The organism is Serratia sp. LSHTC3, assembly GCF_057197125.1.
The window spans coordinates 1,422,717-1,445,722 of the sequence record NZ_JBXUNP010000001.1 but is presented as its reverse complement, the minus strand read 5'-3'; the positions used below and the strand labels follow the sequence as shown (position 1 = coordinate 1,445,722).

At 61.7% G+C, this 23,006-nt stretch carries 18 protein-coding genes; 6 read left to right on the top strand and 12 right to left on the bottom strand.

Annotation, left to right across the window (positions count from 1 at the left end):
• Together AC2CGI_RS06855 and AC2CGI_RS06850 are read right to left on the bottom strand one after the other, a co-directional pair.
• On the bottom strand, positions 1–1,143 hold the full coding sequence (locus AC2CGI_RS06855; RefSeq protein WP_075686299.1) for an efflux RND transporter periplasmic adaptor subunit: 1,143 nt from the start codon (positions 1,141–1,143) through the stop codon (positions 1–3).
• 124 nt (positions 1,144–1,267) lie between these two features.
• Entirely contained in the window at positions 1,268–2,386 is a 1,119-nt protein-coding gene (locus AC2CGI_RS06850) for an MFS transporter (RefSeq protein ID WP_021503721.1), read from the bottom strand.
• 362 nt (positions 2,387–2,748) lie between these two features.
• Between AC2CGI_RS06850 and AC2CGI_RS06845 the strand changes: the two genes are divergently transcribed.
• The gene (locus AC2CGI_RS06845) at positions 2,749–3,798 is read left to right on the top strand and encodes a DAPG hydrolase family protein (protein ID WP_004937998.1); all 1,050 of its coding nucleotides are present in this window, start codon (positions 2,749–2,751) and stop codon (positions 3,796–3,798) included.
• An 88-nt stretch (positions 3,799–3,886) separates the two neighbouring features.
• Here AC2CGI_RS06845 and AC2CGI_RS06840 read toward each other — a convergent pair whose 3' ends face one another.
• The 3 genes from AC2CGI_RS06840 to AC2CGI_RS06830 form a co-directional block, all read right to left on the bottom strand.
• Positions 3,887–4,633 (bottom strand): IclR family transcriptional regulator, encoded by a 747-nt coding sequence (locus AC2CGI_RS06840; RefSeq protein ID WP_004938000.1) that lies wholly within the window; start codon positions 4,631–4,633, stop codon positions 3,887–3,889.
• 246 nt (positions 4,634–4,879) lie between these two features.
• A complete protein-coding gene (locus AC2CGI_RS06835) occupies positions 4,880–5,560 on the bottom strand; it encodes a class I SAM-dependent methyltransferase (protein ID WP_076741237.1) in 681 nt (226 codons plus the stop codon).
• Between the two features lie 76 nt (positions 5,561–5,636).
• Positions 5,637–6,776 (bottom strand): agmatine deiminase family protein, encoded by a 1,140-nt coding sequence (locus tag AC2CGI_RS06830; RefSeq protein ID WP_076741236.1) that lies wholly within the window; start codon positions 6,774–6,776, stop codon positions 5,637–5,639.
• Positions 6,777–6,919: 143 nt separating this feature from the next.
• Here AC2CGI_RS06830 and AC2CGI_RS06825 point away from each other — a divergent pair, with 143 nt between their 5' ends.
• From AC2CGI_RS06825 to AC2CGI_RS06815, 3 genes are all read left to right on the top strand, one after another.
• Positions 6,920–7,783 carry a LysR substrate-binding domain-containing protein gene (locus AC2CGI_RS06825; protein ID WP_015377919.1) on the top strand — a complete coding sequence of 288 codons (864 nt, stop codon included), beginning with the start codon at positions 6,920–6,922 and terminating at the stop codon, positions 7,781–7,783.
• Positions 7,784–7,945: 162 nt separating this feature from the next.
• Entirely contained in the window at positions 7,946–9,619 is a 1,674-nt protein-coding gene (gene ggt / locus AC2CGI_RS06820; RefSeq protein ID WP_076741235.1) for a gamma-glutamyltransferase, read from the top strand.
• Positions 9,620–9,821: 202 nt separating this feature from the next.
• Positions 9,822–12,119, top strand: coding sequence for an FdhF/YdeP family oxidoreductase (locus tag AC2CGI_RS06815; RefSeq protein WP_130054755.1), 2,298 nt, complete (start codon positions 9,822–9,824; stop codon positions 12,117–12,119).
• 67 nt (positions 12,120–12,186) lie between these two features.
• Here the strand turns inward: AC2CGI_RS06815 and AC2CGI_RS06810 are convergent, their stop codons facing one another.
• Entirely contained in the window at positions 12,187–14,112 is a 1,926-nt protein-coding gene (locus AC2CGI_RS06810) for a DUF3857 domain-containing protein (protein ID WP_076741233.1), read from the bottom strand.
• Between the two features lie 122 nt (positions 14,113–14,234).
• Complete coding sequence (locus AC2CGI_RS06805; protein WP_076741232.1) at positions 14,235–14,804, bottom strand: helix-turn-helix domain-containing protein; 570 nt, start codon at positions 14,802–14,804, stop codon at positions 14,235–14,237.
• A 129-nt stretch (positions 14,805–14,933) separates the two neighbouring features.
• On the opposite strand from AC2CGI_RS06805, the gene AC2CGI_RS06800 reads away from it, so the two are divergent.
• Positions 14,934–15,830 carry a DMT family transporter gene (locus AC2CGI_RS06800; protein ID WP_076741231.1) on the top strand — a complete coding sequence of 299 codons (897 nt, stop codon included), beginning with the start codon at positions 14,934–14,936 and terminating at the stop codon, positions 15,828–15,830.
• A gap of 209 nt (positions 15,831–16,039) precedes the next feature.
• On the opposite strand, the gene AC2CGI_RS06795 is transcribed toward AC2CGI_RS06800, so the two are convergent.
• From AC2CGI_RS06795 to tetR, 5 genes are all read right to left on the bottom strand, one after another.
• Positions 16,040–16,645 (bottom strand): nitroreductase family protein, encoded by a 606-nt coding sequence (locus AC2CGI_RS06795; protein ID WP_004938044.1) that lies wholly within the window; start codon positions 16,643–16,645, stop codon positions 16,040–16,042.
• 69 nt (positions 16,646–16,714) lie between these two features.
• Positions 16,715–18,001 carry a c-type cytochrome gene (locus AC2CGI_RS06790; protein ID WP_076741230.1) on the bottom strand — a complete coding sequence of 429 codons (1,287 nt, stop codon included), beginning with the start codon at positions 17,999–18,001 and terminating at the stop codon, positions 16,715–16,717.
• Positions 18,002–18,029: 28 nt separating this feature from the next.
• The gene (locus AC2CGI_RS06785; protein ID WP_076741229.1) at positions 18,030–20,288 is read right to left on the bottom strand and encodes a xanthine dehydrogenase family protein molybdopterin-binding subunit; all 2,259 of its coding nucleotides are present in this window, start codon (positions 20,286–20,288) and stop codon (positions 18,030–18,032) included.
• On the bottom strand, positions 20,285–20,758 hold the full coding sequence (locus AC2CGI_RS06780) for a (2Fe-2S)-binding protein (protein WP_021503731.1): 474 nt from the start codon (positions 20,756–20,758) through the stop codon (positions 20,285–20,287). The genes AC2CGI_RS06785 and AC2CGI_RS06780 overlap by 4 nt, the downstream gene beginning before the upstream one ends.
• Positions 20,759–20,933: 175 nt before the next feature.
• Positions 20,934–21,575 (bottom strand): tetracycline resistance transcriptional repressor TetR, encoded by a 642-nt coding sequence (tetR, locus tag AC2CGI_RS06775; RefSeq protein WP_076741228.1) that lies wholly within the window; start codon positions 21,573–21,575, stop codon positions 20,934–20,936.
• Between the two features lie 64 nt (positions 21,576–21,639).
• On the opposite strand from tetR, the gene tet(41) reads away from it, so the two are divergent.
• On the top strand, positions 21,640–22,818 hold the full coding sequence (gene tet(41), locus AC2CGI_RS06770; RefSeq protein WP_076741227.1) for a tetracycline efflux MFS transporter Tet(41): 1,179 nt from the start codon (positions 21,640–21,642) through the stop codon (positions 22,816–22,818).
• Positions 22,819–23,006 lie beyond the last annotated feature (188 nt).

Genomic DNA, 23,006 nt, shown 5'->3' with positions numbered 1-23,006 from the left:
TCACTGCTCCCCGCGTTGGTTTTTGTCGACCGAGACTTCAACCGGCTTCACTGCGGCGCCGATCGTCACCTTGCTGGTGCCTTCGACGATCAGGCGATCGCCTTCGTTCAGCCCGCTGCCGATCAGCCAGTTGCTGCCCACCACCCGTTCGGCGTTGACAGTGCGCTGCGCCACTTTGTTTTGCTCGTCCACCACCAACGCGGTGGCTTCGCCCTTGGCGTTGCGGGTGATGCCCTGCTGCGGCGCCAGAATGGCTTTGGGATCGACGCCGTTATCCACCGTGGCGTGGATATACATGCCGGGCAACAGCTCATGTTCGGGGTTGGGGAACACCGCGCGCAGCGTGACCGAACCGGTGGCCTCATCCACCGCCACCTCGGTCAACTCCAGCTTGCCGGCGTGAGCATAAGACGTGCCGTCCTCCAGCTTAATGGCGACCGGCGTGACCGCGCCGCGCTGTAACGCCGCCTGTTGGCGCCGCAGTTTAAGCAGTTGGGCGCTGGACTGGGTCAGATCGACATAGATCGGATCTAACGCGCGGATGGTGGCCAAGGCATCGGTCTGGCCGGCGGTGACCAGCGCGCCCGGCGTCACCGACGAAATACCGATGCGCCCGGCGATCGGCGCACGCACCTGGGTATAGCCGAGATTGATGCGCGCCGTCTCCAGCGCCGCCTGATACTGCGCCACCGACGCCACGGCCTGCAGATACGCGGCTTTGGCGTCGTCTGCGTCCTGTTTGGAAACGCCGTTTTCTTTCACCAGCGCCGCATAGCGCTGCGATTTGAGCCGGGTGGATTGCACCGTAGCCTGGGCGTTTTTCAACTGGGCGGCGGCCTGATCGTAGCTGGCCTGATAGCTGGCGGGGTCAATTTGATACAATACCTGCCCGGCTTTCACCTCGGCTCCTTCGGTAAACAGCCGCTGCTTGATGATGCCGTCGACCTGCGGCCTCACGTCGGAGGTCATGGTGGCGTTGACCCGGCCGGTCAACTCGCTGCTCAGGGTCACTGACTGGCCGCGCAGCGTGACCACGCCGACCTCCTGCTCACCGCCTGCGCCCGCCAGCGCACCGGCGTTTTGCCCATCGCAGCCGGCCAGCAACAGCGACAGCCCCAGCGCTAAAAGCGTTTTCCTCTGCATTGCAATACGATCCTATTGAGAATGACTATTCTCAATATATCGAATGCCGCAATGCGCTTCTGAAAGGGTTGCGTAAGGATTGCGTAAAATCTTTTCGGGCTGGAAAACGCGCAGCGCGGTGGGTTTATCCTAATCTGCGCGCAAGCGTCAGCGCCAAAATCGTGGCGATGCTGATACCCGCCGCTCCCAGGAAAACGGCGGATGAACTGCCGGGAATGAACGCCATAAAGGATGACAAGAACTGGCCGGAGAAAATCGCCATCGATAAATAGGCCAGATTTCGCCCCCGGGTGCGGGGGGAGCTTTTTTCTACGGTCATATGATTAACCAACGGCACCGAGAAGCCGAACCCGCATCCCATCAGAATGCCGCCGGCAACAAATGCCGCAGTGCCGTGCGCAGAGGCGAAGAGCAGATGCGCTGCGGCATAACAGACAAACGCCGCGCCAAGCGCGCCGTTTTCTCTGAGTAAAGCCACCAACCTGGGCATCAGCGCGGCGGCAAAAACGGCGATAAGCGAGATAAACGACAGGAAGTATCCCGTTTGCGCCGCCCCGATATTCATGTGGTGGAAATGCTGCGGGATGATAATGATCCCGGTGAAGAAGCAGATCATGGAAAGCACAGCGGAAAAATAGACCGCGGTTAATCTGCCGGCGCCGGTGGAAATGGCATCATCGCGCTGAACGTTGTCTGATTCGCCCACATCGGACTGGGGTTTGGGCACAAACAGCAACTGCATCGCCAGCAACACCCAGGCGACAAGATACAACAGGAAGGGCCAGCGCCAGCCGAGCGTCGCCAACAGTCCGCCGATAAACAGAAAGATGACGCCGCCCAGCTCGATCGACATGCCTTGCGAAGCGATCATTTTCAAGCGCGCCTGCCCGCTGTAAAAAGCAGAAATCAGACCGGTGCCGGCTGACATCACGATCGCCGTGGCGCCGCCAAGCAGCAGGCGGTCGAGCATCACCGGCCAAAAGCCGCGCAGCAACAGCCCCCCCGACCCAAGCAGGCCATACAACAACAGCCCCCAGCTGAGCGCCGCGTAAGCGCCCGCCTTGTCAATAAAACGTCCGGCGAAGGGGCCAAATATCACCACGCCCAACGACGGCACGGTGACCAGCCAACTGGCCGCGGAAGGCGTGCCCAACTGGCTCGCGATCTCCGTCAAACCGGGAACGATCACGCAACCGACCATGATCGTCAGACAGGCCACGGCCAAGAGCGTAAACGCCGCCATTTTTCTTAATTCACGCATAGAGTGCCTCACTGAAATATCCGATATATGGATATGATATCCACAATTCGGACGGTATTCTTGAGGCTTCTGCCCAACATGTCAACGCGCGAACTGTAAATCGAATGTCAATCCTACCCTGCCAACGTCGGCAACCCCTCAGTTATTACCTGCAATGGCTGGCAGGCGCTTTTTGGCAATCCATGCGCTTTGTCACTCAATGAGCGTTGACATCGCCTACATCCAGCAACAGAATAATAACCATTATTCGGATGAATGATCCATTATGCGGATAATTCAGAATCAATATCAACCACACCACATCTCGCTGCCGTCAAGTCGGCGACAACCTAAGTGAGGATCTCATGAGTAAAGAAATTTCACGTCGTAATATCATCAAACGCATTCCGCTGTTGGCTGGCGGCGCCTTGCTTTCTCAATCCCTGCTGTCTTCCGCCATGGCGGCGCCATCATCCGCCCTACCGGCGGCGACGCGGAAAGGCGCGTTTACTGATGCGGGCGCATCGCTCGATAAGTCATTGATTTCCTACTATCAGGTGCCGATGCAGAAACGCTTGAAGATCAATGAGAAAGGCATTCAGGGCAAGCCCTACGCCGAGTTCTTCGACAGCAATCTGGATGCGCCCGTAGAGATGATCCGCGCGCTGGAACAGGGGCCGTTGGCAAAAGAACACATTCTTCAACCCACGAAAGCGGGCCTGAAAACCCTATTGGAACGTTTTGACGAGTTTCCGGTATCGGGTTACGCCGTCGTTGAGGATGGCGGCCCCTGCGCCTATGCGCAAAGCCGCCATATTTTTCCGGGCGTGACCACGGAGATGTTCAAGTGGTGGTTCTGCTGGCACCCGATCGAGAGCGAACGCTACTATCTGTGGTTCCCTCATGCTCATATCCACAACTCGGTTGTCGATCCCAAGCGTCTGGCGGATACCCGTCTGTCCTACGCTGAGCGGCTGTACGGCAACCCGAACCACATTACCGAGTACATTGGCGATAACTATCTTGACGGCGTTATCCATTTTAATGCGCCGGAAAGCTTCGGCGTCGAGAGCGAGTTGCTCAAAAAGCATCGCTTTACCTTTAACGCCAGCGGCATCATCACGCCTTATGATGCGCAATCAACGCCGCTGGTGCTGATGATTCATCTGGGACGCGACACGCCGCAAGGGATGGAAATGGTCAACCGTTACTGGATCGGCACGCATGAATCCTGGGATAGATTCGACAAGTTCCCGGACGGCGGAAAACGCTCGCGCGAATACATCGCAAAAGCGGGGATGACGAAAGCGTCGCTGGAAGGCTTTGCCTATGAAATGGCCGTCCACGATATGACGGAGTTCTCTTCGCTCGGCCGTTTTCTGCCTGAGATTTATGCCCGGTTCGGCAACAGCTGACCGCCGCCTTCCCTCGCCAACGCAGCGCCGGGAGCGAGGCGTGCTGGCCCCGGCGTTCAGCGCCTGCCAGGCCAAACGCCCCGGCTTGTTATGCCAGCATCGCTTCGATTTCCGCTTTGCACTGCATCAGCGAACCGAGCAGATGGTCAAACTTTTCCTCGAAGCGCATGGCCGGAACCGCAATGGATATGGCGTAAAGCTCGTTGACGCCGATATTGAGGTAAACGCCGACGCCACAGACGCCGCGAGCGTGCTCTTCGCGATCGATGGCGTAACGACGGATCCTGGTTTCCCGAATGTCCTCCAGTACGGATGAGACGGTTCTGAGGGTATTATCCGTTCTGACATCCGGCTGGCCGCCAAGCAGATCCGCAATCTTTTCGTCAGGCAGCTCGGCCAGAATGGCTTTGCCATGCGCCGTGCAGTGACACGGAAAGGCGGTGCCAACGGCTGATACGACGCGAAGTTCCTGATCGGAAACAAACTGGCCTACCGATACCGCGTGGCTGCCGCGGTAAACGCACAAATCGACGGTTTCACGCGTTCGGCGGCCAAGCGTTTCCATCGCCGGTTTTGCAAGGGTGATCACATCCGTATGCGCGGAAGCCGCCAGGCGGGCGAGCGCCGGCCCTAATTGAACGCCGCCGCTGCCCATGATGAGCAGCTGTTGCGATTCAAGCGAGGTGACCAAACGGTGTACGGTGGTGCGCGGCAGCCCCGTTTCCCGGGACAATTGAGAGATGGTCATGCCCTTCGGTTGAGTTTCCAGCGCCCGCAGCAGGGTGGCGGCCCGGGCAATCACCTGTGAGCCGCTATTATCCGCGTCATTACTCATCGTGATGTTCCACATTGAATGGGGTCAGGGACGAAAGAATATCACAGGTTGTCCACATATTGGATAGGTGGACAAGATCCATGGAAAATCCCCCGCCTACCTGCCTCATCACAGATACCAGGATTTTTTAGAGCAACACAGTGAGATAAAAGCAATAGCTCCCCCATGATATTCAGGATGGCCGTCTGCCCATGTTTCATCATCGCGCAGGCGCCTACGCCAACAGCCTCGCGTACCTACGGCTTTTTACGGCTTCGCCAATCTGAACACCGTTTTGGTGTGCCAATAGTAGTCGATCGCCGCCGCGATATTCGGCATCCAACCGTCCGGCTCATAGGGCACGAAGCCGGAAAAACCCAGCCTGCGGGCAGAGACCTGGAACCCCGCGCCGGAGAAAATGCGTGCATAGTCGTCCAGCGAGCGATTCTGCACCACGGTATGCGTCTGTTCAGCGACCCTTGCGCGCCATTGCGGCCACAGCGGGTTGTCGGTGTGGCAACCGGTCACCGCATAGTAAACGCCGCCCGGTTTCAGCGCCCGCAGCATATCGGCGGCATGCTGCGCGATATCTTCGATCAGGTAGATGACTTCATGGCTGAAAGCGATATCGAAATGGTGATCCCAGCCTGTCAGCCGCGTGTCGGTTTGATAATCGATCGGCAGGTTTCCTTTCAGGCGATTGGCGTGTTCGACGGACTGGCGGGCGATATCGACGCCGAGCCCTTCACGAAATGGCCGGATTTGGTGCAACAGACGCAGAAAACCGCCCTGATTGCAGCCGAAGTCCAGCACCCTGACGCCGGACAGTTCGTGTTCCGGCACCAGAGTTAGCAGATGCCGCCAGATAGGCGCATGGCCTTCGGCCATGGCCTGCTCTGCGTGCGGATCGCGATACCAGGTGGGAATGCTCAAGGGTGAGTCGTTCATGATGGCCTCCTTATGTTTCCACTCAGCCAACCACAGCCTATGGCGACAAACAACCGTGCGCGCATTTTTTGAACATTCACTGCTCTGGTTTGCCATGCACCGGCAGCTGGCTGGTCACGCAGTGAATGCCGCCGCCGCCGGCCGCGATGGCGTCGATCTCCAACTGCACCACCTTGCGCTGCGGATAGAGCGCCGTCAGCAGCTCAAACGCCGCTTTATCCGCCTGCGGATCGCCAAACTCAGGGGCGATCACCGCGCCGTTGATCACGAAATAGTTGATGTAGCCCGCCGCAAAATCGGGATTGTGGCGGCTGAAACGACTGTCGCGCGGCGCCAGCGGCGGCGAAAGCGTATGCACCTGCAGCTTGAGGCCGTCGGCGTCGGTCGCTGCCTTGAGGATCGCCAGATGCGCCTGGGTAACCGCATGATCATAAGAGGCCGGATCGGTGTCCAGGTTGGCCACCACCACGCCCGGCCGCACGAAACGGGCATAAAAATCGACGTGGGCGTCGGTGATGTCCCGGCCTTTAATGCCCGGCAGCCAGATAATTTTGCGCAGGCCGAGCATCGCCTTCAGCTCCTGCTCCACCCGATCGCGGTTCCAGCCTGGATTACGGTTTGCATTCACCCAACTGCTCTCGGTCATGATGCCGGTGCCGCGCCCATCCACCTCAATGCCACCGCCTTCCCCCACCAGCGCGCTGCGGCGCGGCTGAGCGACACCGTATTTTTTGGCGGCGAACGCCGCCAGACGCGCATCCCTGGCATGCTGCTGCTTATCGCCCCAGCCGTTGAAGTTGAAATCCACCGCGCCCAGCGCACCGGCGTCGTTGATGACGAAATTGGCGCCAATGTCACGCATCCAGATGTCATCCAGCTCGGTGACGACATAGCTGACGTTCTGACTGCCGCAGGTGGCCTCCGCCAGCTGCCGTTCGTGCGCGCGGCAAAATACCGTCAGCGGCTGAAACTCGGCGATGGCGCGGGCGATGCGCCCCTGCGCTGCCTGCACGTCCGCCGTGAACCCGCCCCAGATGGCCTTCTGGGCGCCGAAGGCGAGAAACGCCCGCAGCTGAGGTTCCCCTTCGTCGGGCATCCGCCAGGCCGGATTAAGCGCAGCTTCTGCGTGACCGCGTAATGGAAAGCCCAACGATGCCGTCAAGCCGACGCCGGCCACCGCCGAAAGCTGCTTGATGAAGGTGCGACGCGATGACATAAACGACCTCTTTTAATTAATTTAAATTCAAATGGTTAACCGAATTCTTCACTCTCCGGCACTTGAATCCCATGCTAGTCTTCCCCTGCCACCGCGACAAACGATATATTTAGTGGATATCTGATTAGACAGGCTTATCGATAATGTTAAAACACTGGCCCCCTTTGAGCGCACTGCGCGGTTTCGAAGCGGCGGCGCGCCTGGGCAGTTTTCATCAGGCCGCCGAAGAATTGCACCTGACCCAGTCGGCCATCAGCCAACAGATCCGCAGCCTCGAGGCGTTTTTGGAACAGCCGCTGTTCTTCCGCACCGGCCGCAGCGTAACGCTGACCGACGCCGGCCACGATCTGTTCAGCACCGCACAGGTGATGCTGCAACAGTTGGCCGTCGGCATTCGCCGTTTGGATCAGTACCGCAAACCCAACCAGCTGATCGTCAACACCACCCCGGCCTTTGCCCGCCACTGGCTCGCGCCGCGGCTGGGCGAGTTCAACCAGCGACATCCGCAGATCGATCTGTGGCTGTTCACCAGCTTTGAACCGCCGGATATGGCGACGGACAGCATCGATCTGGCGATCCGCGACGATCTCAGCGCGCAGGCGGACTGCACCTTTAACGTTCTCTGTACCGACCGGCTCTATCCCGCCTGCCACCCCAGCCTGCTGGCGTTGGCGCCGGAGCAGCGCGTGACCTTGCACGGCGAACGCGAGATGGACTGGAGCCACTGGACGGTGGCGGGCGGCGCGCACGTCGGCCAACGCGACAGCGGGCTGAACTTCTCCGATCCTGGTCTGCTGCTGGACGCCGCCTGCAACGGCCTCGGCATCGCGTTGGTCAGTCAGCTGCTGGCGCAACACGCGCGTGAGGCCGGGTTGCTGCACCCGTTAACCGAGCAACGCGTGCGCGGCGCCAACTGGGCGTGGCTGCTGCATCGCGACAGCGAACACAATCCGCTCGCCCGGCACTTCTGCCAATGGCTGCAGTCGGCGCTGCCCGCCGGCGCATAACGCGTCACGTCACGATTTGCTACTCTGGTCAGGCGACCCCGCCTGACCGCTGCTACCTTCAATAAAGCGCCGCAACAGCCCGAAGAAAACGCGCTAACCTGCTGTTTCAAAAATAATTAGTTGAATTCACCTGATAACTGAACATCGCTAAAAGGATCTTCTATGTCTGCCGGTTTATTGAAAACGATAGCGCTGAGCGTGACCCTTGTTTGCTCCCTTCCCGCCGCCTTTGCCGCCGATCTGACCGCCGGCGCGGTCGCCGCCCCGGATCAGTATGGCGCCAAGGTCGCCGCGCACATTCTGCAGGCCGGCGGCAACGCGGTCGACGCGGCGGTCGCCACCGCCTTTACCCTCGCGGTGACCTACCCTGAAGCCGGCAATATCGGCGGCGGCGGCTTTATGACGCTGTACGTCGACGGTAAGCCCTATTTTCTCGACTACCGCGAAGTGGCGCCCAAGGCCGCCAGCAAGACCATGTATCTGAACGAGAAAGGCGAAGTGATCGAAAATCTCAGCCTGGTGGGCAGCCGCGCCGCCGGCGTGCCGGGCACCGTGCTGGGGTTGTGGGAAGCCCACAAGCGTTTCGGCAAGCTGCCGTGGGCCGAACTGCTGACGCCGGCGATCGGCTACGCCCGGCAAGGTTTCACCGTAGCGGATCAGCAGTATCAGTACCGTGAAGACGCCAACAAGCTGTTCGCCGGTAAAACCAACTTCGGCGACTATTTCGGCGCCATGAAGCCCGGCACGGTGTTCAAACAGCCGGAGCTGGCCGCCACCCTTGAGCGCATCGCCAAATCGGGCGCCGACGATTTTTATCACGGCGAAACTGCCCGCCTGCTGGTGGCGCAAATGCAGCGCGACAACGGGCTGATCGGCGCGGCGGATCTGGCCGACTACCGGGTGAAATGGCGCGAACCGATGCGCATCAGCTGGCGCGGCAACACCGTGTATACCGCCCCGCTGCCCAGCTCCGGCGGCATCGCGCTGGCGCAGCTGCTGGGGATAAAAGAAGATCGCGCCGCCGACTTCAAGGACGTGCCGCTGAATTCGGCGCGCTATATCCACCTGTTGGCGGAGATCGAAAAACGCGTGTTCGCCGATCGCGCCGACTACCTCGGCGATCCGGATTTCACTAACGTGCCGGAAGCGCAGTTGATCGCCCCTGATTACCTGCAAAAACGCGCCGCCGAGATCAATCCGCAGGCGATCTCACCGACCGAGCAGGTACGGCCGGGGCTGGAAACCCACCAAACCACCCATTTCTCGATCGTCGATGCCGCCGGCAACGCCGTCAGCAACACCTATACGCTCAACTGGGACTTCGGCAGCGGCGTGGTGGTCAAAGGCGCCGGCTTCCTGCTCAACGACGAGATGGATGACTTCAGCGCCAAACCGGGCGTCGCCAATGCCTTTGGCGTGGTGGGCAGCGACGCCAACGCCATTGAGCCGGGCAAACGCATGCTCTCCTCGATGAGCCCGACCATCATCACCCGCGACGGCGACGTCACCCTGGTGATCGGCACCCCGGGCGGTTCGCGCATCTTCACCTCGATCTTCCAGGTGATCAACAACCTCTACGATTACCACCTGCCGCTGGCGCAGGCGGTGGCCGCCCAGCGCGTACACCATCAGCTGTTGCCGAAAGACACCGTCTACTATGACAGCTTTGCGCCGCTGACCGGCAAACCGGCGGACGAGCTGAAGGCCATGGGCTACACCCTCGAAGACCAGGGCTGGAACATGGGGGATATTCAGGTCATCCGCATCGATGGCCGCACGCCGGAAACCGCGTCCGATCCGCGCGGCCGCGGCGTGGGCCTGGTGGTGAAAAAGTAACGCCCCGGCGGCCCGCCTCAGGTTAGACGGGCCGCTACTTCCCCGCACAGATGGCCGCTGCCTCCTTTTTCACTCATCTATACTGAAGCGACAGGCTCGCGTTTGACGACGGCGGCGTCTGCCTTCCTTCTTAGACGATAACGACAATATTAATTTTAAATCAATCACCTGCATTTATCGTAAGCGGTGTCGGAGGCAATCAATAATGGCGAAAAGACGAGCAGTACCCGGTGTCCATCCCTACGATGGGCCCGCCGGCGGTTGGGGCGCGCTGAAAGCGACGGCCATCGCCGTGCGCACACAGATGGATACCCTGGAAGCGCCGGTGACGCTGATGCGTACCAACCAGCCCGACGGGTTTGACTGCCCGGGATGTGCGTGGCCGGATAAAGAGCATCGCTCCACCTTTCAGTTTTGCGAAAACGGCGCCAAAGCCGTGACCTGGGAAGCGACCAGCAAGCGCGTGCCCCCCGAATTCCTGGCGCAAAATACCGTGACCTCACTGCTGCAAAAAACCGATTATCAGTTGGAGGACTACGGCCGTCTGACCACGCCCCTGTTTTATGACGCCGGGACGGACACCCTGCGCCCGCTGGCCTGGGACGAGGCGTTCCAACGCATCGCCGCCGTCTTGCAGACGCTGCCGCCGGAACAGGTGGAATTTTATACCTCCGGCCGGGCGTCCAATGAAGCGGCCTACCTGTTCCAGCTGTTTGCGCGTGAATTTGGCAGCAATAACTTTCCCGACTGCTCCAACATGTGCCATGAGCCGACCAGCGTTGGCCTGCCGCAGTCGATCGGCATCGGCAAAGGCACTGTCTCGCTGGACGACTTTGACAGCGCGGAGCTGGTTATTTCCATCGGGCACAACCCGGGCACCAACCACCCGCGCATGATGGGCACGCTGCATGAGCTGGCGCGCAAAAAAGTGCCGATCATTGTGTTTAACCCGCTGCGCGAGCGGGCGCTCGAACGTTTCACCGATCCGCAAAACGTCATCGAAATGGCGACCTACAGTTCGACCCCGATCGCTTCAACCTACTATCAGGTCAAAGCCGGCGGCGATGCCGCGGCGCTCAAAGGCATCGCCAAAGCGTTGCTGCAGTTGGATGATGAGCATGGCAATGCGCTGGATCACGCCTTTATTGCCGAGCACACTGAAGGGTTTACGGCTTTCGACGCCGATCTGCGGGCCACCCGTTGGGAAGCCATTGAGGCGGAAAGCGGTCTGACGCGTCAGGATCTGGAACAGGTCGCCGCCGCTTACGCGAAATCCAACGCCACCATCGTGACCTACGGCATGGGCATTACGCAGCACAATAAAGGGACGGCCAACGTGCGCCTGATCGCTGACCTGCTGCTGCTGCGCGGCAACATTGGCAAACCGGGCGCCGGCATTTGCCCGCTGCGCGGCCACTCTAACGTGCAGGGCAACCGCACCGTCGGCATCACCGAAAAACCCTCGGCCGAATTTTTGGCGAAGCTGGAAACGGTGTTTGGCTTCACGCCGCCCAAAGCCCACGGTCACGATGCCGTGAAATGCATGCAGGCGATGATCGACGGCGCTTCGAAGGCGTTGATTTGCCTGGGCGGCAACTTCGCCGTGGCGCTGCCGGACCCCGAGCAGAGCTTCCCGGCGATGAAAGCGCTGGAGTTAAGCGTGCATATCGGCACCAAACTCAATCGCAGCCATCTGTTGGTGGCGAAAGAAACTCTCATTCTGCCCTGCCTGGGCCGTACCGAGCTGGACCTGCAGGCCGGCGGACGGCAATCGGTGACGGTGGAGGATTCGATGTCGATGGTGCATGCCTCGTCCGGCAAATTAAAACCGGCGTCGGAACTCCTGCGTTCGGAACCCGCCATTGTGGCCGGCATGGCCAAAGCGGTGATGCCCGCCAGCAAGGTGCCCTGGGATGAGTTGGTCGAGGATTACGATGTGATCCGCGATCTGATCGAAAAAACCATACCGGGCTTCGACGATTACAACGCGCGCATTCGCCAACCCGGCGGTTTTCGCATGCCATTGCCGCCGACAGAACGCCAGTGGCCGACGGCGACGGGCAAAGCGATGTTTTCGGTGTTCAGCGGGTTGCACGAAGACCAGATTGCGGCGGAACAAGATACGCTGCGGCTGATCACCCTGCGCAGCCACGATCAGTACAACACCACCATCTATGCCCTGGATGACCGCTATCGCGGGGTTTTCGGCCGGCGCGACGTGCTGTTTATGAATGACAGCGATCTGCAACGTTTGGGGCTGGAGCATGGCGACGTGGTCGACCTGGAAACGGCGCTGCCCGGCAGCACCCAGCGCCTGGAAGGCATCACGGTGATCGCCTACAACATCTCGGCCGGATCGGTCGGCGCCTACTACCCGGAAGCCAACGTGCTGGTGCCGTTGCATTACATCGATGAGGGGAGCGGTACGCCTTCGTACAAATCGGTGCCAATCCGCGTGAAGCTGAGATCCAAAGAGGTGCGCGCGGTTAAGATCGCTTAGTAGGAATGCTTTGGCCCCCACAGGCATCTGATTGGGGGCCATTTTTATCCGACTACGGAGCGGCGTCCTATTTGCCGTTGGCCAATTCACCGTACACCACCTGGCCGCGGAAACCGCGCCGCACCTGCTGGAACAGCTCGCGGAACGCCGGGTAATCCTGCGCCTGGCACAGCGCTTCCTTGCCGCGAATGGCGTTCACCTGCAGGCGGTGATTGACGGTCACCTGCTGCCCGTCGCGCCGCCACGCGACGCGATAGTCGCCCGCCGCATTGCGGAATTGCCGATCTTTCGGAATGGCGATGATCGGCACGTTGGCCGGCAGCTGCAGACGGTAGGTTTCGTCGTAGCGCTGCGCGCTGCAGTAGAACGGGGTTTCGTTGCCCGGCGCCGCCGTGGTGGTATACAGCGTGCGGAACGATTTGCCGCCGGGCGGGTTGGGCAACGTCATGCCGCCCACCACGCCGAAATCGACGTAGTCGTCCGCCTTGAAGCGGAAGCGGTAACCGAACTGCTTTTTGAGATCCAGCGGATCGCTGTTCATCGCCACTTCGCCGTTGCCGTCGATGCCGGAAGCGGACATGATCGTCGCTTCGGCCTGCGCCCGATTCTGACGGTTGATCTGCGAGAAGTAGCCCCGCAGGTCAATTTCTTCCACTTCGCTCAGCCGGCGCTCGGTCTGTCCGCGCAGATTGCCCGCCTTGTCGAACACGAAATCGACGTTCAGCGCGCTCTTGACCGGCTGCTCGTCGCTGCCCGGCGTGCGCGCCAGTTTGGCGTCGCGCGTCAGCAGCACCGGCGCGCCCAAATCGCCCTCCGGCAGTTGCCCGAAACGCGCCCAGGGATTGGTGGAATCGAGGTACAGTTTGAATTCCGGCACGTAGGTGATGGCGTGATTGAAGCGGCCAAGCAGCGGCACGTTAGGCAGTATCGGGCCTTCATCCATGCCGATCAGCACCGGCGAGCTTTCGATGCCCTTGGCGGCGAGCAGCGCCTCCAGGATCACCACGTGATCCTTACAGTCGCCATAGTGGTTATCGAGAATGCTCTGCGCCGAATTCGGCTCCAGCCCACCATTGCCCAGATACACCGCCACATAGCGAATGTTTTGCGCCACCCAGCGATAGAGGGCCTCCGCCTGCTCGCGCCGATCGCTGATGCCGGCGGTAATGTTGTCCGCCAGCGCCTGAATGCCCGGCGTCACCTTCGCCGCCGCGCCGGCCTTCAGCTGGTAGGCCTTGGCCAACTGCGGCCAATCGCGGTAGGTGCTGGCCATGATGGTCGGGCTGAAGGTCCAGCTGTCCGCCGCCCAGTTTTGCGCCTTCATCGGCGCGCTGCGCGAATAATGCCAGCGCCAGTGCGCTTGGCCGTTGCGGATCTGCGGCTGGTCGCCGCCCGCCACGCCGCGGGTGAAAATATGCATCGGCAGCTTGGCCGGCGCCTGCAGGGTCACTTCGGCGTCGTCGAACTGATCGAAAACGCTGAACGTCTCCCACAGGCCGAAATAGTCGGGGAAATACGGGGTGTTTTGCGTGCGGCGCAGCTCATACACCACGCGCGATCCCGGCGCCAGGTTGGAGAACACGATGACGCGCACTTTGCGGTCGGCATACAGCGGCGCCGTGGCGCTGGAGTAGCTCTCCTGGGTGTAGATGCGGTCGGGCGCCACGTCGTGGCGCTGGCCGTCGGCGGTCAGCGTATAGGCGGCGACCACCTCGAGCGTTTCCATTTTTTCGCTGTAGCTCAGGCGGATCTGGCTGAATTTCTCGATCGCCGCCTTGGTCTTCAGCAGCACCTCGTAGCTTTCCGTCTTCACGTTGGTGGCGTTGGCGTTAACGCGATAATCCGCGCGATAGCGCACGAAGCTGAAATCGTTGTTGGCCGTGTCGTTCTGGCCCTGATCCGCCGCGGCGGGCGGTGCAGCGGCCAACACGGTGGCCGGGTGCGTCGCCGTCAAACCGGCGAGTAACAGTATGGAAGGAATAGCGATTTTCATCTTCGGTCCTTGAAGGGCGTTAAGCAGCGACACCGGGCCATACGTCCGTCCCGGCGTCAAAACAGGCGGGCACACTAATATAATTGAGAATCATTTTCAATAAACGAACCGTCAACGCCGTGCTAGCCCTGCTCGATCAACATGACGGCGGTGGTCTCCGGATCCAGCGCTTCGAAAATATGCTCGCGATCGGCCGAGTAGCTGATGTAATCGCCGGCGCTCAGCTCCAGCGGTTGATCCGCCGGGCCAAGGCGCGCCCGTCCACTGCTGATGATCACATGCTCGACGGTGCCCGGCGGATGCGGCCGCGAGCATTTCGTTTCACCGGGTTGCACCCGCAGCCGGTAAATGTCGCGTTGCGCCCCCGGTGGGCAGGTCGCCAACAGCGTGGCGGCGTAGTTGCCCTGCTCCGACAGCGCCGGCGTTCCCTCATGGGCGCGGATCACTTGCACCGGCCTGCTCGGCTGTGAAATCAGCCGGCTGACCGGCACATCCAGCGCCATCGCCAGCGCCCACAGCGTTTCCAGGCTGGGATTGCCACTGCCGGCTTCGAGCTGCGACAGCGTGGACTTGGCGATACCCGCGCGCTTCGCCAGTTCGGTAACGGACAGGTTCAATCGCTCCCGCTCACGGCGGATTGCCGCCGACAAGAGGCCAATCGGCGTGATGTTCTGCATTAGGCTCTCGCTCATTGTTCGTTATATCATTCAGTTGTTCGACTTGACGAACAGCATCAACCGTGTTCATCATAATGTTCGATTGTTCATTTTAATGATTAAGCGACTTCACCACAAGCACGGTCAGGCCGCGAGGGAAACAATATGAAAACGAAAACGCGCGGCGCAGTGCAAATGATCCTCGCCATGACGATCTCCGGCACCGTCGGTTGGCCGGTACTCGTTTTAGGGCAGCCGCCCACCACGGTGGTGTTTTGGCGCTGCGCGTTCGGCGCGCTGGCGATGCTGGCCACCTGCGCCGCGCTTGGGCAACTGAAATCAGGCGCCATCAACCGGCGGCAGCTGGCGTTCGCCGTCCTGGGGGGCCTCGCGCTGGTGCTCAACTGGACGCTATTGTTTGCCGCCTATGCGCATGCCTCGATCGCTGTCGCCACCGTGACCTACCATGTTCAACCGTTTATGTTGGTGGCGCTGGGAGTGCTGCTGTTCGGTGAAAAACTGACGGCTAATCGGCTGGGCTGGCTTCTGCTGGCGTTCGCGGGGATGGTGTTGATCGTCACCGGCCGGCAAAGCGGTGGCGGCGATGGCGACTATCTGTTCGGCGTGGCGCTGGCGCTGGGCGCGGCCCTGATGTACGCCCTGGCGGCGGCGATCGTCAAACAACTGGCCGCGTTGCCGCCGCAGCTGATCGTGTTGATTCAGCTGACCGTCGGCGCGCTGGCGCTGGCCCCGTTCGCCGGTCTGGCCCACCTTCCCGCAGATTCGTTCGACTGGCTGCTGCTGGCGACCCTCGGTCTGGTGCATACCGGGTTGATGTCCACGTTGCTCTATGGCGCGATCCAGAAAATCCCCACCGCTCTGGTCGGCGCACTGTCGTTTATCTACCCGGCAGTGGCGATCGTGGTGGACTGGGCGGCGTTCGGGCACCGTCTCAGCCTGTTGCAGCTGCTGGGCACGCTGGCCATTCTCGGCGCGGCGGCGGGCATGAACTTCGGCTGGCGATGGCCGCCCGCCGCGCACCGGGCCGGTAAAATCGGTTAATCCCGCCCGACGGGCAAGCTATGCACAATAAGGCATTCGCCTTGTGTCCGGCGCGGTGCTATTTATTTAAACCGTGTAGGGTAGAAGGAGTGTTCTATGTGGCATCACCGCCTGCAACGGCGCATCCGTTTCAGCTACTGGAACGAACTGTGCGTCACAAAAAAATAAGGGAAGGGGCAAGCCTTCCCTTTTGTCATTCACCGCTCGGGTCAAAAACGGTCGGTTTTCACCACCTCGTCGAACGGCAGTTTGCCGATGCGCGGGTAAGGTTGCCCCGCCGCCTTGCCGATAGCGACCATCAGCGCGATCTGATAATGCGCCGGCTTATTGATAATCTCGCCCACCGCGTCGAAATCAAAACCGTCCATTGGGCAAGAGTCGTAGCCCTGCGCCTTGGCCGCCAGCATCAGCGTCTGGGCGAAGATGCCGCTGCTGCGCATCACCTCGTCGCGCTGCACCTGCGGCTTACCGCGATAATACTGATCGACGGCCGGGATCATGAATTGTTGCACCGGCTCCGCGGCCTCGGCCCAGACGGTTTTTACCTGTGACTCCCAGCTCGACAGATCGCCGCACAGCACGACCAGCATCGACGCGTCGGTCACCTGCGCCTGCCCCCACGCCGCCTCGCGAATTTTCTCGCGCTGCGCGCGATCTTCGATCAGCAGCGGGCGCCAGTGCTGCAGGTTAAACGCGCTGGGAGCGCCCTGCAGCGCGATAGTCAGCAACGCTTTTTTCTCTTCGAGCGTCATCACGTGCTGCGCATCGAACTGCTTGGTGGCGCGGCGCTGGCGGATTGCGTCTAACGTATTCATTTTACTGCCTCTGTCCATGTGAAAAGCTCTATTGTCGCCAACGCGGCGTGGCTGTCCAGCCCCCGGCGGCTATTTCTGCTCGGTTTCGGCGCGCAAGCGGCCGACCTGCGCCGCCAGGTCCGGCCACGGCGCCTGACCGGCGTAATGCTGCCGCAGGTAGTTGAGCAGGATGGCGATCTGTGCGTCATTCAGGTTATGGCGAAAGCCTGGCATATAGCCCAGCTCGGCGTTCGCCGGCCGCTGTATGCCGTCCAGCACCACGCGAATGGCGTTGTCCGGCGCCTCGGCGAACAGGTTGGTATTCAGCGCCAGAGACGGGCGCACCCCCGCCATCTGCGCGCCTTTTTCCTGCGCATGGCACGCCATGCAGGCACCGGAAAACAGCCGTGCCCCTTCCGAACTCAGAGGCTCCACCTGCCGTTCCGCCTGAGCGTTTAACGTTGTCGCCGTAGCGCCCGCCGCCGTTTCAGGATGATAGCTGCGCAGATAGACGGCGATCGCCTGCAGATCGGCCTGCGGCAAGCGCGACAGCCCTTCTTCGATCACCGGCGCCATCGGGCCGGCGGCGACGCCGTGGTTGGCCGAGTAGCCGGTGCGCATGAAATCGACCAGATCCTGCTGCGTCCACGCGAGCGGCGCGGGCGAGCGGCCGGTCAACGCCGGCGCCGTCCATCCCTCCGCCACGCCGCCGGCCAGGTGCTCGCCGCCTGTTTTCTCGCCGAACAGCACGTTGCGCGGCGAGTGGCAGGCGCTGCAGTGCCCCAACCCTTCGGCCAGGTACGCGCCGCGGTTCCAGTCGGCGCTTTGGGCTGGCTGTTCCGGCAACGCGCCCGGCGTCAGGAACAGCAGGTTCCAGGCGAAGATGCCCTGGCGAATGTTGAACGGAAAGTGCAGATCGGTGGCCGGCGGCCGGTACTTGACCGGCGGCTGCGACATCAAATAGGCATACAGCGCCTGCAGATCGTCGTCGCGGGTGCGGGTAAAGGCGGTATAGGGAAACGCCGGATAGAGATAGCGGCCCTGGCGATCGACGCCGTGGCGCATGGCGCGTTCGAACGCCGCGTAGCTCCAGCTGCCGATGCCGGTTTCCACGTCCGGCGTGATGTTGGTGGTGTAAATGGTGCCGAAGGGGATCTCCATCGCCAGCCCGCCGGCGTTGCGCTCGCCGCCCGCACGGGTGTGGCACACCGCGCAGTCGCCGAGATCGGCCAACGTTTTGCCGCGCGCGATCTGCGCCTCGCTGAAACTGTGGGTCGCATCGGCGGCGAGCGGCGCAATCTCCGGCTGCCAACTGGCGACCACCACGGCGATCACCGTGACGCCGCCCCACCCGACGATTTTTTTCATCTTACTCATCTTTGCTGTCCTTGTTCTTTACGGGGGTTTAATGGCCGGCCTGAGCGCGCAGCGCGGCGAGCACCCGCGCCGGTGTGAACGGCACCTCGCGCAGGCGCACGCCGAGGGCGTCAAACAGCGCGTTGCCGATCGCGGCCGCACTCGGCACCGAGGCGGACTCTCCTGCGCCCATCGGCGCTTCGTCCGGGCGGTCGATCAGCTGGATATCGATCTGCGGCAATTCGTCAAAGCGCAGGATCGGATAGCCGCCCCAGTCCAATGACGTCACGCCCGACGCGTTGAAAGTCACAAACTCTTTCAGCACCCGGCTGGCGGACTGGATAATGTTGCCGTGCACCTGATGGCGCACCCCGGCCGGATTGATCATCCGGCCGCAATCATGCGCCACGAAGATTTTATCGAGCGTGATCTGCCCGGAAAGGCGATTGACGCTGAGATCGCACACCCAGGCCGCCCAGGCGGCGCCGAAGCCGGGAAATTTGCTGTGGAAATAGCGCGCATAGGCGAAGCCGCGGCCGCTCACCACTTCGGCGCCGGCGGCGCGCGACCGGTGCGCCGGGCCGTCTTGCCAGTTCGCCTGTCGCTTCAGGGCCTCAATCAAGGCCACTGCGCGCGGATCGTTCAGGTAACGCAGGCGAAACGCGATCGGATCCTCGCCGGCACGCCAGGCCAGCTCGTCGATCCAGGACTCATGGGCGAACACGTTGGGCAGCGCCGAAACGCCGCGCATCCACGAGGCCCGCACGATCGGCGCGGCGTCCTGGCAAATCACCCGCATGTGCGGATACTCGTATTGCGGAATGGCGGTGCGATCGCCCATCTGTTGCACGTCAGCCCGGTTGGCCACCTTGCCGGTCAACACCAGCGGCAAGGTCACCGCATTGTTGGAGGGATAGCTGGTTTTCAACTCGTAGGCCGCCACTCGGTTTTGCGCGTCGAGGCCGCCGCGTACCCGGATCAACTGACCGGTGCCCTTCGGCTCCCAGCCGGATTCCTGTTCGCGCATCAGCTGCACCCGCACCGGGCGGCCGGTCTCCCGCGCCAACAGCGCCGCGTCCGCCGAGACGTCGTCGGCGCAGTTGCGGCCATAGCAGCCGGAGGCCTCCATGCGGGTGATATGCACCTGCTCAGACGGCAACTCGAGCAGCCTGGCGATATCTTTGCGCAGATCGTGCGGGTTTTGCGTGCCGGACCACACCTGCGCCCGCCCGTCTTTAACCTCCGCCACTGCGCAGGAAGGGCCGATCGAGGCGTGCTGATGGTAAGGCCAGACATAGTCAGCCCGCACTTCGGTATGCAGCAATGCCAGCGCGTCGTCCGTGCCCGCATCGTCGCGCAGCACGCGGTCAGTTTTCGGGTTGGCTTCCAGTGCGGCGGGCAGCGCCTCCGGCGACAGGTCCGGCAGGCCGGCCCAGGGTTTCCATTCGGTTTTCAGCCGGCGCATGGCGGCGATCGCCTGCTCTTCGCGCTCGGCCACAATGCCGATGAAATCGTTGATCACCACCAGTTTCACGATGCCCGGCAGATGCGCGATCGAACTTTCATCCACCGACAACAGGCCGCCGCCCAGCGGCGCGCTGCTGTCGGCGCCTGCGTAAGGCGGGCGCACCACCCGGCCATGCAGCATGCCGGGCAAACGCAGATCGTGCACGTAGGTCAGCGCGCCGCTCACTTTGGCCGGAATATCGACCCGGGCGACGGCGCGGCCGACATAGCGGTTCTGCTGTTCACCGTTCAGCGGCACGTTTTTATCCAGCGCCACGTGCAGATTCTGCCCGCTCGCCAGCTGCGCATAGCTCAAGGCGCGCCCCGGATTCTTGGTCACAAACACCTGCCCCGCCGCCGCCGTCAGCTGGTCGGCCGGCAGTTCGAAGGCTTTGGCCGCCAGCGCCGTCAGCATATGCCGCACCTGCGCCGCCGCCTGGCGCAGCGGCACCGACGTCACCTGAAGGGTGGCGCTGGCGATGGTCGGCCCCTGATCCGGCGTGCGTTGCGTATCGCCGAGGATCATCGTGACGTGCTCGAACGGCACGCAAATTTCGTCGGCGACGATCTGCGCCAGCGCGGTGCGAATGCCGGTGCCGAGATCGACGTGGCCGTTGAATGCCGTCACCCGGCCGTCGGCGGTGAGGCTGATAAAACTGTCTACCCTGTCCAGCGGCAGCTCGGCAGGCGTTGGGGCGGGCTCGGCGGCGAAGGCGTTAAACGGCGCGGGCAGCAGGCTGCTGACCATCACCACACCGCCGGCCTGCAACAGCTGGCGGCGGGTCAGTTCGAGGCGGCTCATGCTTGCCTCCGTGCAGCCAGCAGCGCGCGGGCGCGTTCGGCGGCGCGCAAGATCTCAAGATGGGTGCCGCAGCGGCACAGGTTGTAGGCTAGCTCTTTCTTGATCGCCTGTTCGTCCGCCTCGGGTTCACGTTCGAACAGCGCGACCAGCGTCATGATCATGCCGTTGACGCAGTAGCCGCATTGCGCCGCCTGCTCATCGATAAATCCTTGCTGCACCGGGTGCGGCGTTTCCGGCGTGCCCAGGCCTTCCAGCGTGGTGACGGACTTGCTTCCTACCGCGGCCAACGGCATTGAGCAGGAGCGAGCGGCGACGCCGTCGATAAGAACGGTGCAGGCGCCGCACTCCCCCAGGCCGCAGCCGTATTTGGGGCCATTCAAGTGCAGATCGTTGCGTAACACGTACAACAGCGGGGTCTCGGGCGAGATATCGCCGAGTGGAACCACCCGGCCATTAACATTGATTTCCATGGTGAAACTATCCCTTAAACAAACGGATTTAATCCGTAACATCACTGCGGCGAATAATTGCGCAGCGTGCTAATAATTATCATCAAAAGACTTGATAATGTTAAGGGAATGTAGCCGCCATGGCTTTAACGAAAAGTGGGTATTTTCTATAAATTTCCGATAGATAAGCCCGGTTTTATGATTGCGTCCCGTGATTATTGGCGTTCGTCAACGCGGCCTCGGCACCGTCGACCAACAGCCGCACACTGGCTTCGAACAGCGCGTCTGCACCCTTATCCTGCAAAGTTTCCCAGCCTTCGCACAGCAGCGGGTAACGCTGGCGATCGGCGTCATTCAGCGTATCGTCCGGCTGCATTTGCTGCTCTTCCAGCACCCAGCCTACGACGAAGCGCCCGACGGCGAACAGCAAATTCACCGCGCGTTCAGGCGTCAAGCCCGCCCGGCACAGCAGCGCCACCTTGGCCTCGATAATGGCGAATTGCGGCTCCTGCGGCCGGGTGCCGGCATGCAGACGCGCGCCGTCGCGGTAAGCCAGCAGCGCCCGACGGAAATTGCTCGCATTGGTGACAACCCAATCCTGCCAGTCCATATCGGCAGGCAGTTCTTCACGGTGATCCAACATGATGGTTTCCGCCATCGCCTTCAGCAGCTCGGCCTTGTTCTTGAAATGCCAATAGAGCGTGGGAGATTGCACGCCCAAATGTTGCGCCAGGCGACGGGTGCTCAGAGCATCGATGCCGATTTCATTCAGCAGCGCCAGCGCTCCGCGCAGGACGGTTTCACGCGTTAAACGTATCGCAGTATTTTTTTCGCTCATCTCTCTATCACTGATAGGGTAGCTATGGAATACTCAATACTCTATCACTGTTAGAGTCACAATCTTGAAAAAACCTATGCTGGTTATTTTGTTGACGGTGTTGCTGGATGCGGTGGGCATCGGTCTGATCATGCCGATCCTGCCGGTGCTGTTGCGCTCGCTGGGCGGTCTTGACGCCGGCAGCCTGCATTACGGTGCCCTGCTGGCGGCCTATGCGCTGATGCAATTCCTGTTTTCACCGATCCTCGGCGCGTTGAGCGATCGCTTCGGCCGGCGGCCGGTGCTGTTAATTTCACTCGCCGGCGCCGCGGCCGACTACCTGCTGATGGCGTTCGCGCCGACGCTGGCCTGGCTCTATCTGGGCCGGTTGCTGGCGGGCATCACCGGCGCCAACATGGCGGTCGCCACCGCTTACGTTACCGATATTACTCCTGCCGGCCAGCGCGCGCGGCGTTTCGGCCTGGTGGGCGCGGTGTTCGGCGTCGGCTTTATCGTCGGCCCGCTGCTCGGCGGTTCGCTGGGCGAGTGGCATCTGCATGCGCCCTTCCTGGCGGCGGCGGCGATGAATGCCCTCAACCTGGCGATGGCGTTTTTCCTGCTGCCGGAATCGCGTAAACCCCGCACCCGCGCCGCCGAGAAAATCCGCCTCAATCCCTTTTCGTCATTGCGACGGCTGCACGGCAAACCGGGCCTGCTGCCGCTGGCCGGCATTTATCTGATCATGGCGCTGGTTTCACAGGCGCCGGCCACGCTGTGGATTTTATACGGCCAGGATCGTTTCGGCTGGAGCATGATGGTGGGGGGCCTGTCGCTGGCCGGTTACGGTGCCTGCCACGCGCTGTCGCAGGCCTTCGCCATCGGCCCGCTGGTCGCGCGGCTCGGCGAACGCAAGGCGCTGCTGATCGGCCTGACCGCCGACGCGCTGGGCCTGGTGCTGTTATCGATCGCCACGCGCGGCTGGGCGCCCTTTGCGCTGCTGCCGTTCTTCGCCGCGGGCGGTATGGCGCTGCCCGCGCTGCAGGCGTTAATGGCGCAAAAGGTGGACGACGACCATCAGGGCGAACTGCAAGGGACGCTGGCCAGCATGGGCAGCCTGATCGGCGTCGCGGGGCCGCTGGTGGCGACGGCGCTGTATGCCGCCACGCGCGATGTCTGGCCCGGCCTGGTCTGGGCGTTGGCCGCCGCCCTCTATCTGCTGGTGCCGCCGTTGCTGGCGCGTTCGCGCGAGCGTGACGCGGCATAGCGTAGAGATCCCCTTCTCCCGCTTAAGTTCATTTATGGCTAAGCAAGGCATTATTCAGCATAAGCGGGCGCTTTACACGCCACTGCGCCGCTCATTATCATCGCCCTTATCCCGCCGCAGGAAAATTTGAATGCCGTTTCATGGCGTTACGCCCAGCGCGTATCGCTATTGTTCACTTCGCCTATCGG